Source organism: Enterococcus faecalis (genome assembly GCF_029024925.1).
Lineage (GTDB): Bacteria > Bacillota > Bacilli > Lactobacillales > Enterococcaceae > Enterococcus > Enterococcus faecalis.
Map to the genome: position 1 here is coordinate 2,209,644 of NZ_CP118962.1, position 12,557 is coordinate 2,222,200.

A 12,557-nucleotide genomic window follows, 5' to 3' on the forward strand; every position below is an offset into this window, starting at 1 on the left:
AGACTTTTTCAGAAAGAAAAAGAACAGAAAAATAAGTGTCCGCACTCATCTCTCTGTTCTAAACTTGTCATTTTAAAAGATTACGTACTTATTTTGAAGATAAGAACGCCAAAACAAATAATAAAATCATCCAAATTGCGCCAAGAACTGCTGTTGAGCGTTGCATAACAGCTTCAAAACCGCGCGCTTTTTGCTTCCCAAATAATTTATCTGCACCGCCAGTGAAGGCACTTGCTGCACTGTTTTGTTTGCTTGGTTGCATCATAACAGTAATGACGATTAAAACAGATAAAATGATGACCAACGTTAAGATTAGATTATACATGCGTTAATTCTCCTTTTTATACAAATATGCGAAATTCATCTACTTTAATGTAGCATATTTTATCTGTAAACACCAGTGAAATTTAATGTCTTTCCCTATTTGTCTCTAATAGCAACAGCCGCAAGTAGGAATCAGATTTCTACTTGCGGCTGTTGCTAACTTCTTCTTTATTTTCTCAATACGTCTCCGTATTCAGGTTTAGTATCAAATTCTTTTTTGGCAAATGGACATAGCGGAATAATTTTTTTATGCTCTTTTCTCGCTTTTTCAACACCGGCTAAAACAAGTTTTTCAGCTAATTTTTGTCCACGATAAGTTGGATCAACAAACGTATGATCAATAATCATCATGCTTTCGCCAGCATCTGACCAAGTCATTTCACCAATTTCTTGGTTTTCATCGTTATATAGAGCAAAACGATTGTTTTCTTCTTTAATTTGCATATTCGTTCCCTGCTTTCCGAATATATTTTAGAGCACCACTTGGACATGAATCTACCACAATCATGTCATTTTCAACACTTCCGTTATCTGGAATAATCCATGGTTTCCGACCAACTTCAAAGACTTCTGGATTTCCACGAACACAATTACCAATATGTTCACAAATATCTTTATTATAAAAGATATCAATTCCTTCCCCAGTATATTTACGGTAGCCTTCTTTTAATAGTTGTTCTTCCGTGACTGGTTGCCCATCTATTTGGTTTCCTTTCATTGCACAATCTCTCCCCTGTAACTTATTAATATTAAAAACGTACCTTTATTTTACCACTAAGCTGGACATTCAGGCAATTAATTGTTCCACCTTACTGGCCAATTCGACGAGCACGCAAAGCAGATAAGATTGACACAGTGTCCACGACTTCTTGTAGCATAGCCCCGATTAGCGCCGGAATGATCCCGGTACTAGCAATTAGCATTAGTAAAACGCAGATAAAAATTCCGATTAATACAGATTGTTTGGCAATTTTCATGGTATCTTGGGCAATTTCGACCGCTTGACTGACTTTACTTAAGTCATCTTTTAAAATAACAACGTCAGCAGTTTCACTAGCCGCAGTAGCTCCATGAGCGCCCATAGCAATACCTACGTCTGCAGCGGCAAGCGAAGGTGCATCATTTACACCATCTCCTACCATGATGACTGGATGGTTTTCTTTGGGCAATTCTTTTAGAATAGTTAATTTATCTTGTGGTAAACATTCCCCATGTACTTCGGTAATTCCTACTTCTGCAGCAATCGTTTCTGCGACGGATTCTTGATCCCCCGTCAGCATTAAAATTCGTTGAAGATGTAATTGGTGTAATTTTTCCATAGTCTCTTTTGCTTCTGGACGTACAGTGTCTGTAAAAGTAATTCGGCCTAAATATGTGCCATTACGTGAAATATGAATAGTCGTTTTATCAATTTGTTCAGTTGCTTGAGACTCTTGTGTCACAAAATTCTTTTTACCTACCCGTATCTCAGCACCATCCACAAATGCCTTCACGCCAGCACCAGAAACTTCCGCTAGATCTGTAATATTTTTTAATGGGACATCTTGCTTTCTGGCATAAGCAACAATTGATCTAGCTAAAATATGACTTGATTCTTGTTCCACGCTTGCTGCCAATCCCACTAATTCAGCAGCAGTTATTCCAGCATTGATTGGTTGGACTTGATCAACAGAAAGTTGTCCTTGCGTAATCGTGCCTGTTTTATCAAACGCAATCGTTTTTGCAGAAGCTAATTTTTCGACCATCGTTCCCGATTTAATAACGACCCCATGACGACTTGAACGACCCATCCCTGCCACTAAAGCAATTGGGGCAGATAGAATTAAAGGACACGGCGAAGCAACAACTAAGACTTCCGCAAAACGTGTCGGACTTTTTGAAACAAACCAAGCAACACCTGCAATTAAGTAGGCAATTAGTGTAAAAGGTACCGCATAGCGGTCTGCTAAACGTACAAAATGAGCTGGACGCGCCGCAGATTCTTTCACTAAGTTCACAATTGTTTGATATTGACTGTCGGCTACAGTTTTTTCAGCAACCATTTTCAAAGAGCCATCACCATTCACGGAACCCGACATTAATTCATCCCCAGGATTTTTTTCAATTGGTTTTGATTCTCCTGTTAATGAAGATTCATCGACTGTTGATGTCCCGGTTTTTACCAAGCCATCAACTGGAACTAGTTCCCCTGGTTTTACTACTAATTCATCGCCAACATTGATTTCCTCAACAGAAACATCTTCTAAATTTTCGCCATTCAAGCGATGAGCTTTTTGTGGCGAGTTATCCAATAATGACTTCAGCTCTTGGTTAGCTTTTCCAGCGGCATAGTCTTCTAATGAATCACCACCAGTCAACATAATTAAAATCATCAAACTGGCCCAGTATTCTCCCACAGCTAAGGTTGCAACGATAGCGGTAATCGCTAAAATATCGACACCATATTTTCCTTCACGTAAGGTTTGAATCATTTCCCAGAACATCATTAACGCCATTACTGAACCTGTTATTAAAATAATGCCATACGCCCAATTCGGCTGATGTAAAATAAATTCAAATAATAATGCCAAAACTCCTGTTATAATTGTAATCCCCAATTTTGTTACATGCTTCATCTCTTTTTCTCTCCCATCATTCACTTTACATTATTGAGCGTACCTTTTCTGTTTTGAAAAAGAAAGTGAAAACGCCTAAATGAAAACGACTTTCATTATCATAGGATAGTTGCTGTAGCAACGTTTACTTTCTGAAAAGTAGTTATGTAAAAAAAACACAGACCATCGTTCATTCGCCGATGGTCTGTGTTTTTATTTCCAAAAATCATCAAAAATTGTAATGGGTAAATGCCGTTTGTGTTGTCCTTTTTTATACCAGTTTTCAATTGTTTGTTGATCTGTTTCCGAGACTTTTTTGCCTTCCAAATAGTCATCAATGGCATCATACGTGACACCTAAGGCAACTTCATCTGCAACTAACGGTTTGTCATCTTCTAGATCAGCTGTTGGTATTTTTAGATACAAGGCTTCTGGTGCCCCAAGTTCTTTCAGCAAAGCTTTTCCTTGGCGCTTATTTAAACGAAATAACGGTAAAATATCCGCTCCGCCATCGCCATATTTGGTGAAGAAAGCTGTCACATTTTCGGCTGCGTGGTCTGTGCCAATTACTGCGCCAGCATTTTCGCCAGCTACTGCATATTGTGTAATCATACGTTGACGTGCTTTCATGTTCCCTTTATTAAAATCGCTAATTTGAACACCAGCGTTTTCTAGCGAACCAACCATTGCATCCACTGCTGGTTTAATATCCACTCGTAAAGAAACATCTGGCTGGATAAAGGCTAGCGCGGCTTGTGCATCAGCTTCATCTGCTTGCTCACCGTATGGAAGGCGAATCGCAATAAATTGATACGACATATCTCCTGTTTCTTCGCGCATTTCAGTCATCGCTAATTGTGCTAAGCGACCAGCTAATGTTGAATCTTGTCCGCCACTAATTCCCAAGACAAAGTTTTTTAAAAAAGGATGTTTAGTTAAATAAGCTTTCAGAAAATCAATACTTTTACGAACTTCTTCTTTTGGATCAATTGTCGGTAAAACACCTAACTCTTGAATGATTTTTTCTTGAAGTGTTGTCATTTCTAGGCCTCCTTATTCACCGTTTCCGTTAAATGTTTAACGTCTTTACGCACTTTTTCCAATAAATTCATTTTGTGATTCCAACAATCTGTTGAAAGGTCCACTGGATATTTCTGCGGATTCAAGTCCCGCTTGTATTCTTCCCAAAGTGAATCTAAATTTTCTTTTGCATATTGTTTAATTTCATCTAAAGTTGGTAATTCGTACACACGTTTTCCTTCAACGAAAATATCTTGGAGTACTGGCCGTGCTTCAAAATCACGGACATACTTATTAATAAAGGTATGAACGGGATGGAACATATAAATTTCTTCTTCTTGGCGAGGATCTTCATTCCAAAGTGTCACATAGTCTCCTTCTGACTTTTTATCAGATTTACGTGTAATGCGCCAGACTTGTTTTTTCCCTGGTGTTGTCACTTTTTCAGCATTGCTAGATAGTTTAATGGTATCTTTCATTTGACCATCTTCACCTTCAATTGAAACTAATTTAAACACCGCTCCTAAAGCCGGTTGATCATAGGCGGTAATCAGCTTGGTGCCCACGCCCCATACATCAATTTTTGATTTTTGCATTTTTAGATTCAAAATCGTATTTTCATCTAAATCGTTCGATGCATAAATTTTTGCCTCAGTAAAGCCAGCTTCGTCCAGTTGTTCACGAACTCGTTTAGAAATATAAGCCATATCGCCACTATCAATTCGCACACCTAGAAAATTAATTTTATCCCCCATTTCTCGGGCTACTCGAATTGCGCTTGGCACTCCCGCTTTCAAAGTATCATACGTATCAACAAGGAAAACACAATCCCGATGTGTTTTGGCATACGCCATGAATGCATCATAATCATTTCCATACGACTGAACCAATGAATGAGCATGAGTCCCACTAACCGGAATACCAAAAATTTTACCAGCACGAACATTACTTGTCGCGTCCGCCCCACCAATATAGGCGGCTCTTGTGCCCCAAATGGCAGCATCTAATTCTTGTGCCCGGCGTGTTCCAAATTCCAATAAAGGATCATCGCCTATCACGGATTTAATTCGAGCCGCTTTTGTCGCAATTAATGTTTGGAAATTCACCATATTTAGCAAGGCAGTTTCTACCAATTGACATTGTGCCAAAGGACCTTCAATTTGAATTAACGGTTCGTTATTAAAAACCAAATCCCCTTCTAAAGCAGAGCGTACAGTACATTTAAATTCAAAATTTGCTAAATACGTCAAGAAATCTTCTGGATATTCTTCAACTTCTCGGAGATATGCAATATCAGATTCTGTAAACGTTAAATTTTCGAGATAATTGACTAAACGTTCTAAACCTGCAAAAATTGCGTAGCCATGATTAAAGGGCATCTCTCTAAAGTAACATTCAAAAACAGCATGTAAATCTGCTCTCCCTAATTCCCAGTATGTTTGCATCATATTGATTTGATACATATCTGTATGCAATGTCAAACTATCATCTGCATATGTATAGTCCATCGTTTTCTACCTCTATTCTTTGTATTAAAAACTTGTTTATATTATAACAAAAAAATTTTTTTTAGCCTAAAATCTGCTTAGACCTCTTTTTCTTTAAAAATGAAAAATTTACTGAAGAAATAATTTAAAATCACTACTACAACTTGTGTAATCATTTTCGCCCAAAACGATGAAAAATGAATGCCATCAATTAGGAGAATCATTAAACCCATATCAGCCACAAAAGATAAAATTCGGTACCAATAAAATAAGCCCATTTCTTTAAAAAAACCAGCTATGCTTTCATGCTTACTTGCGAATACCCAATATTTATTCGTGAAAAAGGCAAATAGAACAGATAAAAACCAACTAATTGTGTTACTTATCTTGTAATCCAGCCCTAACACATTTTGACAAACAAAAAACACAACTAAGTTGACGACCGTCGTTGCACCACCAAAAAATAAATAAGCCAGTACTTCTCGGTATTTACGAAATAATTCTTTCAATTTTCACGCATCCTTTCAACTAATCATTTTATCAAACTTCGGCAAGAAAACCTATCTATTTTGTGTAAAGACACAATTCTCTTGCTAATTTTACTATTTATTAAGTATTTATGAAAAACATAGTAAGAGTAGAGGAAAAGTTAATCCATGAATGAACTTACCCTCTACTCTTACTCTAATAATATATTGACTCTATCGACCAATAAGTTAAATCAGCATTAGTCCTTTAGCTTAGGAAGTGCTATCGTTTGTCCTTCGGTTAATACAGAATACGTTAAGTCATTTGCCTGCTTGAGGGCGGTTAAGGAATAGCCCGTTTTTTTTGCAATTTTTGCGAGTGTCTCTCCTCTTTTTACTTCATAATACTCAGTAGACTCTGTTTTTGAGTCATTCGCTGTACCATTTGATTGCTCTGCTGTTTCCAAAGCATTAGTCACCGATTTACTGATTATTAGTGATTGAAGTAACGCTTGTTCTTTCGGTTCTAGAGAAGTCGCCGCTGTATGCTGAGGAATCGTGATTTTTTGGCCAATATAAAACATTTCTTGAGTCTTTGAATTTTGTTTTAATATGGCTGTTGCTGACACACCAAACGTCTGGCTAATGGTGGCGAGAGAATCTCCTTTGCTTACTTCATAGATGACTGCTTCTTTTTTTAGCTGTTCTTTGACTGCTTCCTTATCAAACGAAGGTTTCTTTTCTTCTGCCAAATTAGTCACTACTGGTTTCTTCTTTTCTTGATCGTATTCAGTTAATTGATAGGTTTCAATCAACGCGTTTAATTTTTTATCGTAATATGTATCCGTTGCATAACGACCTGTTAAAAATTTTGTTGCCTGCTGATAATTCGTCGTGTTTGCTTTCAAAACACCGTGATAAAACGTCGGATTACCCGCCAGCCCATTGATAATTAATTTACTATAGTCTGTTAATGACTCTTTATAAGATGGATACTGACGAAAATCGGCATGAATGGTGGTCATCTTCCCTTTACCATCATCTTCTTGTGTGGGAAAGCTGACACTTTGACCATGGTAAGCGCCTTTAATGCCAAACAAATTATAATTTGGCGCCGCCGCTAACGCACTATTGCCCGAGCCACTTTCTAAAATAGCTTGAGCTATCATGACAGAAGCGTATAGATCATGTTGCTGACCAATAACTCGTGCTTCTTCACCAATTTTTCTAATAAACTCAGAAGTAGAAGCATTCCCTTGGACAACAAAATTTGCCTCGGCTTGTTGTTGAATTCCTGCTTGCTTTTCCTTTTCTTGACTATTGTCTATCTCTGAATGTACCAACGGCTCTTTGGTCTTTTCAGTTAATGTAGAATTTTGTGGTTCCTGATTATGAGGCGGCTTTTCAGTGAGTGCTTTACGCTCTTCAGACGCTGGTTGCTCACTTTGTAACGATTCGGTTAGTTTAGTACTAGCAATTGGCTTTTCTTGTGGCGGTAAACTATTTTCAGATTCTGAAGGTTCCACATTATTTTCCTGATGGTCACCGCTGTCATTTTGTGTTGAACTTTCTTGTTGTTCAGACGAACTTATTATTGTTTCGTTCAGCGTTGAAGAAGTAAGGGTTCCTTGATCTTGATTGGCTTGGTCCGCTCTTTTTTCTTCCAGCGATAGCTGTCGACTTTCGTCCCTCGTTTCGGTCTCTTCTTGAGCGATTAATGGTTCCGAATTGTAGTAACTGGCTCCCGCATAAATCCCTAAAATTCCAATACATACCAACTTCAAATATCTTGCCTTTCTTTTTTTCATCGCATTTCTCCTTCATTTACCTCTTTATTTCTGCTAATAACTGCTCTATCTGTTGGTACGTTCCTGTTGATTCATTCTTGATTGTCAGCATTTGTTCACAATAAGCTTGGTACTCTCTTGCCACTTGCTTCATGCGTGTTAAAGTTGCTAAACGTTGTTCCATTTCTTCATGAACTGTTGCAACTTGTTGTTTGGCTTGACTAATTGTTTCTTTTGCTTGACGTTTGGCTTCCAATAACACTTCGCCAATTTCTTTTTGAGAAAGCGTAACGGCTGTGTCTAAATTCTCTTCACTGGTCTGTCTCTGTTGCATCTTTTCTTCAGACAATTGTTTCTGTAAAGAAGTGATAGTTGTTTCTTTATCACTTAATGTTTCTTTAACATGTTTAAGTTGAACATCTTTTTCGACTACTTGTTTTTGTAATGCTTCCACTTCATTGGTTTGCATTAATAATTGCTCCGTTAGCTTTTTAATGGATTGCTGATATAGTTGATTTTCTTCTTCTAGTTTTTCAACAAAAGAAAATGACTCTTCTGACAGTTCAGTCGGCACTTGTTGCTGGACCTGTTTTACTTTTGCGGATTGCTCTTTTGCATAAACGAACTCGTCATCAAAGATTGCTTCTTCTGTTACCGTTGGTTGTGCTTTCATCGATTGTTCATTTTCAAAATCCGGCATCTTCTCATACTCCTCATCTTCATTGTTTTTAGTCAAAAATTGCCACATTTGTTTCTCCTCCTTCGTACCTTTTACACCGTTAACATATAGCCTTTTGAGCGAATTGTTTTGATATATTGTGGTTTGTTCACATCTTGTTCAATTTTTTTACGCAAATGGAAAATCACATTAGCGACACGATATTTTCGTTCATTCGCAGTATCTTTCCAGACATTTTTGTAGAGTTCTTCATATGTAATTGTTTGTCCTGCGTGTTTGTATAAATACTCTATTGTGAAAAATTCCAATTTTGTTAAAAGAATTTCTTCTCCACTTCCCAAGCAAACACTCAAATTTGGCGCAATTAAATACAATCTCTCAGAAAGATTCTTAGTAACTGTTTGTTCCTCGTTTGCAATAGCTAATTTAGGATAAAAACGTCTTTTTACACGTTGCAATAAATTACTCATGCTTAACATGCATTCTTGACGATCATAAGAATGATCAAAAACGCCATCTGCACCTAATTGTAAATAAATAATTCGATTGACTTTACTAATTACTTCTGTCCGAGAAAATAACCAAATCGGTAAATCTGACTGCTTGCGAATCGTCATTAATAACTCACAACAAGTATTTACTTGCTGGTGGTCAGTAACTTCAATCACTAATCCATCAATATGGTGCAAATGAAGAAGTATATTTGTTCCTTGGATGATCTGACATTCTACTTGATTACTAACAAACCAATTTTGACAGTATTCTTTTGTTTCAATTGTCAAAGGAACGACACCAATTGTATATTTTTCCATTTTTCCACCTCAATCTTCCTAATATTCCCCTTCAAAATATAATAATTTTTATTTATATTCTATTAATAAATAAAAATTACCAACTACTAGTTTTCAAAAAATGATTGTTATTACTAAATTTTATCGAATAAAAACAAGGCTGTCTAGCTAAAACGAAGCCTTTAAATTATCATCTTTTTTGTTAAATGAGTAAATATTTGAGAAAATACTATAAGCAAAGATATTATTTAGATTATTTATTCTTTATGTAAAAAAAGCTTACGATTTTTCAATCGTAAGCTTTTAGAATACTTTTTTATTTTTACATCATACCGCCCATGCCCATTGATGGATCCATCATAGGAGCTGGTGCAGCTGGTTCTGGTTTGTCTGCAACAACTGCTTCAGTTGTTAATAATAAAGCTGACACAGAAGCTGCATTTTGTAAGGCAGAACGAGTTACTTTTGTTGGGTCAACAATACCGGCTTCAACCATGTTTACCCATTCACCGTTAGCTGCATTGAATCCGATACCTAAGTCAACATTTTTTAGTTTGTCAACAATCACTGATCCTTCATAACCAGCATTTTCAGCGATTTGACGGATTGGTTCTTCTAATGCACGAACGACAATCTTGATCCCTGTTGCCACATCGCCTTCAGCTTCTAGCGCAGCGACTTTACCAATTACATTGACCAGTGCGGTACCACCACCAGAAACCATGCCTTCTTCTACAGCGGCACGTGTTGCGTTTAATGCATCTTCAATTCGTAATTTTAATTCTTTTAATTCTGTTTCAGTAGCAGCACCGACTTTAACGACAGCAACCCCGCCAGCTAATTTAGCTAAACGTTCTTGTAATTTTTCACGATCAAAATCAGACGTTGTTTCGCCGATTTGGTTTTTAATTAAATGAACGCGGGCATCAATGGCTTCTTTTGAACCAGCACCTTCAACAATTGTTGTGTTATCTTTGTCGACAACTACTTTGCTAGCATTTCCTAAGTTTTCAATAGTTGTGTCTTTTAATTCTAATCCTAAGTCGTCAGTGATTACTGTACCACCTGTTAAAATAGCAATATCTTCAAGCATCGCTTTGCGGCGGTCACCAAATCCTGGCGCTTTTACTGCGACAACATTAAATGTACCACGGATTTTGTTCAATACTAATGTTGGTAGAGCTTCCCCATCAACATCATCCGCAATGATCAATAGTGGACGGCTTTGTTGTAGAATTTGTTCTAATAAAGGTAAGATATCTTGAATATTTGAGATTTTTTTGTCGGTAATTAAGATATATGGATTTTCTAAAACAGCTTCCATTTTATCGTTGTCAGTAACCATGTATTGAGATAAATAACCGCGGTCGAATTGCATTCCTTCAACCACATCTAATTCTGTTTCAATCCCTTTTGATTCTTCAATGGTAATTACGCCGTCGTTACCAACTTTTTCCATTGCATCGGCAATTAATTGGCCGACTTTTTCAGAACCTGATGAAACAGCAGCGACTTGTGCAATCGCTTCTTTTGAATCAACTACAGATGAAATATTGTGTAATTCTTCTACTGCTGTTTTTGTTGCTAATTCAATCCCACGACGAATACCTAATGGGTTAGCTCCAGCAGTTACGTTTTTTAAGCCTTCACGAACAATGGCTTGTGTCAAAACAGTCGCTGTTGTTGTTCCGTCACCAGCAATATCATTCGTTTTAGAAGCAACTTCTGAAACTAATTTTGCGCCCATGTTTTCAAAATGATCTTCTAATTCAATTTCCTTAGCAATTGTTACTCCATCGTTAGTAATCAATGGTGAACCAAATGATTTTTCTAAAACAACGTTACGACCTTTAGGGCCTAATGTCACTTTCACTGTATCTGCTAATACATCTACTCCGCGTAGCATTGCTGCACGTGCATCTTCTGCAAATTTAATCTCTTTTGCCATGATTTCTTCACCTCATAATTTTTTTCTTCTATTATATTATTCTGTAAAAGTTGTTTATTATTCAACAGTGGCAATAATGTCTTTGGCTGATACAATTAAGTATTCTACGCCTTCGTATTTCACTTCTGTTCCTGAATATTTTTCAAACATTACTGTGTCACCAATTTTTACTTCCATCGGAACTTTTGTGCCATTTTCAAGCACACGACCTTCACCTACTGCGATAACTTCACCTGTTTGTGGTTTTTCTTTTGCAACGGATGCAAGAACAATTCCTCCAACAGTTTTTTCTTCTTCTTTCGCGACTCTAATTACGACGCGATCGCCTAATGGTTTTAACACAATAAATCCCTCCAAATAAAAAGTTTTCGCTTATTTTAGCACTCGATACATAAGAGTGCTAACTCACACTATTTATAATACTCATTTCACTCTAAAAATGCAAGTCTTTTCTCTCTTTTTCTTGTCAATTATAAGATACGCATTTTTTATTGAGTATTCTTTTTTCATGGAATGTTTTTCCAATCCTTTAATTCATGGTAAAATAAATTGACTACGATTGGAGGCGAATAAAATGAAACAACGTTTACTTACAGCACTAATAGCAACATTCGTTTATTTTGTGATAGCGAATTTAGGAAATCTTGTTTTCAGTGTCACAGAAGGAATTGTTTCGACACTTTGGGAATCTCTTTTCTTTTTCTTATTCGTTTTTCTTTTATTAGGATATCGCAATAATCGTAAAAAATAATTATAGAAAGGATTAACCATGACCTTAAGAAAATCAAGTTTATTTATTTTAGTCACATACATTATCGCTTTTTTCGGGCCGTTACTTTTTTCGGGTATTTCCCCCAATGCAGCGATTAATGTGACAACTGCTCTCTACATTATTGGCGCCCTTGTAATGATTGGCATCTTTTTAAAAACAACAGAACCTTCTCCTTTAGAGGAAACAGCAACCTTGAAATCACCTATTTTTATTTTTTTACTAGGTGTTAGTGGGATTTTCATTGCCATGCTGATTCAAGGGGTTACTTTTGCCATTGAAGTAGCCATCACAGGAGAACAAGCTACTTCTCAAAATACACAAGCTATTGTAGCGGTGATTTTGGCAAATCCTTTATTTATTTTGGCAACTACTATCGGTGGTCCGATTATGGAAGAATTCGTCTTTCGTTATGCATTTATCCATTTAATCCAGCCTTTTACAAATTTCTGGATTGCGGCTACTGTTAGTTCGGCGATTTTTTCACTCGCACATGCCGATGGTCACTTTTTTGTTTATTTCTTTATGGGATTTTTCTTTGCTCTTTTGTACAAGCAAACTGGAAAAATTTGGACCTCAATTATTGCCCATTGCGGCATGAATACGATTGTGATTATTGTTCAACTACTTTTGCATAATGGTGCAATTCAATAAGAAAAGGGCCTTCGTCTAAACGACTAGGCCCTTTTCT

The 12,557-nt window shown here is 36.8% G+C and carries 14 protein-coding genes; 2 read left to right on the top strand and 12 right to left on the bottom strand.

Annotated features, from left to right (window positions below; translation table 11 throughout):
* Window positions 1-88: 88 nt before the first annotated feature.
* The 12 genes from secG to groES form a co-directional block, all read right to left on the bottom strand.
* Window positions 89-325 (bottom strand): preprotein translocase subunit SecG, encoded by a 237-nt coding sequence (gene secG / locus PYW42_RS10910; protein ID WP_002356546.1) that lies wholly within the window; start codon window positions 323-325, stop codon window positions 89-91.
* Window positions 326-492: 167 nt separating this feature from the next.
* Window positions 493-768 carry a GNAT family N-acetyltransferase gene (locus PYW42_RS10915; RefSeq protein WP_002356545.1) on the bottom strand — a complete coding sequence of 92 codons (276 nt, stop codon included), beginning with the start codon at window positions 766-768 and terminating at the stop codon, window positions 493-495.
* On the bottom strand, window positions 758-1,042 hold the full coding sequence (locus tag PYW42_RS10920; RefSeq protein WP_002356543.1) for a (4Fe-4S)-binding protein: 285 nt from the start codon (window positions 1,040-1,042) through the stop codon (window positions 758-760). Before PYW42_RS10920 ends, PYW42_RS10915 begins: the two co-directional genes overlap by 11 nt.
* Window positions 1,043-1,133: 91 nt before the next feature.
* Window positions 1,134-2,963, bottom strand: coding sequence for a heavy metal translocating P-type ATPase (locus PYW42_RS10925; protein WP_002398821.1), 1,830 nt, complete (start codon window positions 2,961-2,963; stop codon window positions 1,134-1,136).
* A gap of 168 nt (window positions 2,964-3,131) precedes the next feature.
* A complete protein-coding gene (gene nadE, locus PYW42_RS10930; RefSeq protein ID WP_002381489.1) occupies window positions 3,132-3,959 on the bottom strand; it encodes an ammonia-dependent NAD(+) synthetase in 828 nt (275 codons plus the stop codon).
* Between the two features lie 2 nt (window positions 3,960-3,961).
* On the bottom strand, window positions 3,962-5,446 hold the full coding sequence (locus tag PYW42_RS10935; RefSeq protein ID WP_002381488.1) for a nicotinate phosphoribosyltransferase: 1,485 nt from the start codon (window positions 5,444-5,446) through the stop codon (window positions 3,962-3,964).
* 77 nt (window positions 5,447-5,523) lie between these two features.
* The gene (locus tag PYW42_RS10940; RefSeq protein ID WP_002356537.1) at window positions 5,524-5,934 is read right to left on the bottom strand and encodes a GtrA family protein; all 411 of its coding nucleotides are present in this window, start codon (window positions 5,932-5,934) and stop codon (window positions 5,524-5,526) included.
* A 218-nt stretch (window positions 5,935-6,152) separates the two neighbouring features.
* Window positions 6,153-7,700 carry a glucosaminidase domain-containing protein gene (locus tag PYW42_RS10945; RefSeq protein ID WP_002400942.1) on the bottom strand — a complete coding sequence of 516 codons (1,548 nt, stop codon included), beginning with the start codon at window positions 7,698-7,700 and terminating at the stop codon, window positions 6,153-6,155.
* Between the two features lie 16 nt (window positions 7,701-7,716).
* Complete coding sequence (locus PYW42_RS10950; protein WP_002400944.1) at window positions 7,717-8,427, bottom strand: hypothetical protein; 711 nt, start codon at window positions 8,425-8,427, stop codon at window positions 7,717-7,719.
* Window positions 8,428-8,450: 23 nt separating this feature from the next.
* Window positions 8,451-9,170 carry a response regulator transcription factor gene (locus PYW42_RS10955; RefSeq protein WP_002356534.1) on the bottom strand — a complete coding sequence of 240 codons (720 nt, stop codon included), beginning with the start codon at window positions 9,168-9,170 and terminating at the stop codon, window positions 8,451-8,453.
* 301 nt (window positions 9,171-9,471) lie between these two features.
* Window positions 9,472-11,097, bottom strand: a complete 1,626-nt coding sequence (groL, locus tag PYW42_RS10960; RefSeq protein ID WP_002362559.1) for a chaperonin GroEL — start codon at window positions 11,095-11,097, stop codon at window positions 9,472-9,474.
* A gap of 57 nt (window positions 11,098-11,154) precedes the next feature.
* Entirely contained in the window at window positions 11,155-11,439 is a 285-nt protein-coding gene (gene groES, locus PYW42_RS10965; protein ID WP_002356531.1) for a co-chaperone GroES, read from the bottom strand.
* A 232-nt stretch (window positions 11,440-11,671) separates the two neighbouring features.
* Between groES and PYW42_RS10970 the strand changes: the two genes are divergently transcribed.
* Together PYW42_RS10970 and PYW42_RS10975 are read left to right on the top strand one after the other, a co-directional pair.
* Window positions 11,672-11,848 (top strand): hypothetical protein, encoded by a 177-nt coding sequence (locus tag PYW42_RS10970; RefSeq protein WP_002356530.1) that lies wholly within the window; start codon window positions 11,672-11,674, stop codon window positions 11,846-11,848.
* An 18-nt stretch (window positions 11,849-11,866) separates the two neighbouring features.
* Window positions 11,867-12,520, top strand: a complete 654-nt coding sequence (locus tag PYW42_RS10975; RefSeq protein WP_002356529.1) for a CPBP family intramembrane glutamic endopeptidase — start codon at window positions 11,867-11,869, stop codon at window positions 12,518-12,520.
* The last annotated feature ends 37 nt before the right edge of the window (window positions 12,521-12,557 follow it).

What these genes read in the sequence shown, in the direction of transcription:
- secG (WP_002356546.1), bottom strand. Translation starts at nt 325, where the DNA reads ATGTATAATCTAATCTTAACGTTGGTCATCATTTTATCTGTTTTAATC.
- PYW42_RS10950 (WP_002400944.1), bottom strand. Translation starts at nt 8,427, where the DNA reads ATGTGGCAATTTTTGACTAAAAACAATGAAGATGAGGAGTATGAGAAG.
- PYW42_RS10945 (WP_002400942.1), bottom strand. Translation starts at nt 7,700, where the DNA reads ATGAAAAAAAGAAAGGCAAGATATTTGAAGTTGGTATGTATTGGAATT.
- groL (WP_002362559.1), bottom strand. Translation starts at nt 11,097, where the DNA reads ATGGCAAAAGAGATTAAATTTGCAGAAGATGCACGTGCAGCAATGCTA.
- PYW42_RS10970 (WP_002356530.1), top strand. Translation starts at nt 11,672, where the DNA reads ATGAAACAACGTTTACTTACAGCACTAATAGCAACATTCGTTTATTTT.
- PYW42_RS10975 (WP_002356529.1), top strand. Translation starts at nt 11,867, where the DNA reads ATGACCTTAAGAAAATCAAGTTTATTTATTTTAGTCACATACATTATC.
- PYW42_RS10955 (WP_002356534.1), bottom strand. Translation starts at nt 9,170, where the DNA reads ATGGAAAAATATACAATTGGTGTCGTTCCTTTGACAATTGAAACAAAA.
- nadE (WP_002381489.1), bottom strand. Translation starts at nt 3,959, where the DNA reads ATGACAACACTTCAAGAAAAAATCATTCAAGAGTTAGGTGTTTTACCG.
- PYW42_RS10920 (WP_002356543.1), bottom strand. Translation starts at nt 1,042, where the DNA reads ATGAAAGGAAACCAAATAGATGGGCAACCAGTCACGGAAGAACAACTA.
- PYW42_RS10915 (WP_002356545.1), bottom strand. Translation starts at nt 768, where the DNA reads ATGCAAATTAAAGAAGAAAACAATCGTTTTGCTCTATATAACGATGAA.
- PYW42_RS10935 (WP_002381488.1), bottom strand. Translation starts at nt 5,446, where the DNA reads ATGGACTATACATATGCAGATGATAGTTTGACATTGCATACAGATATG.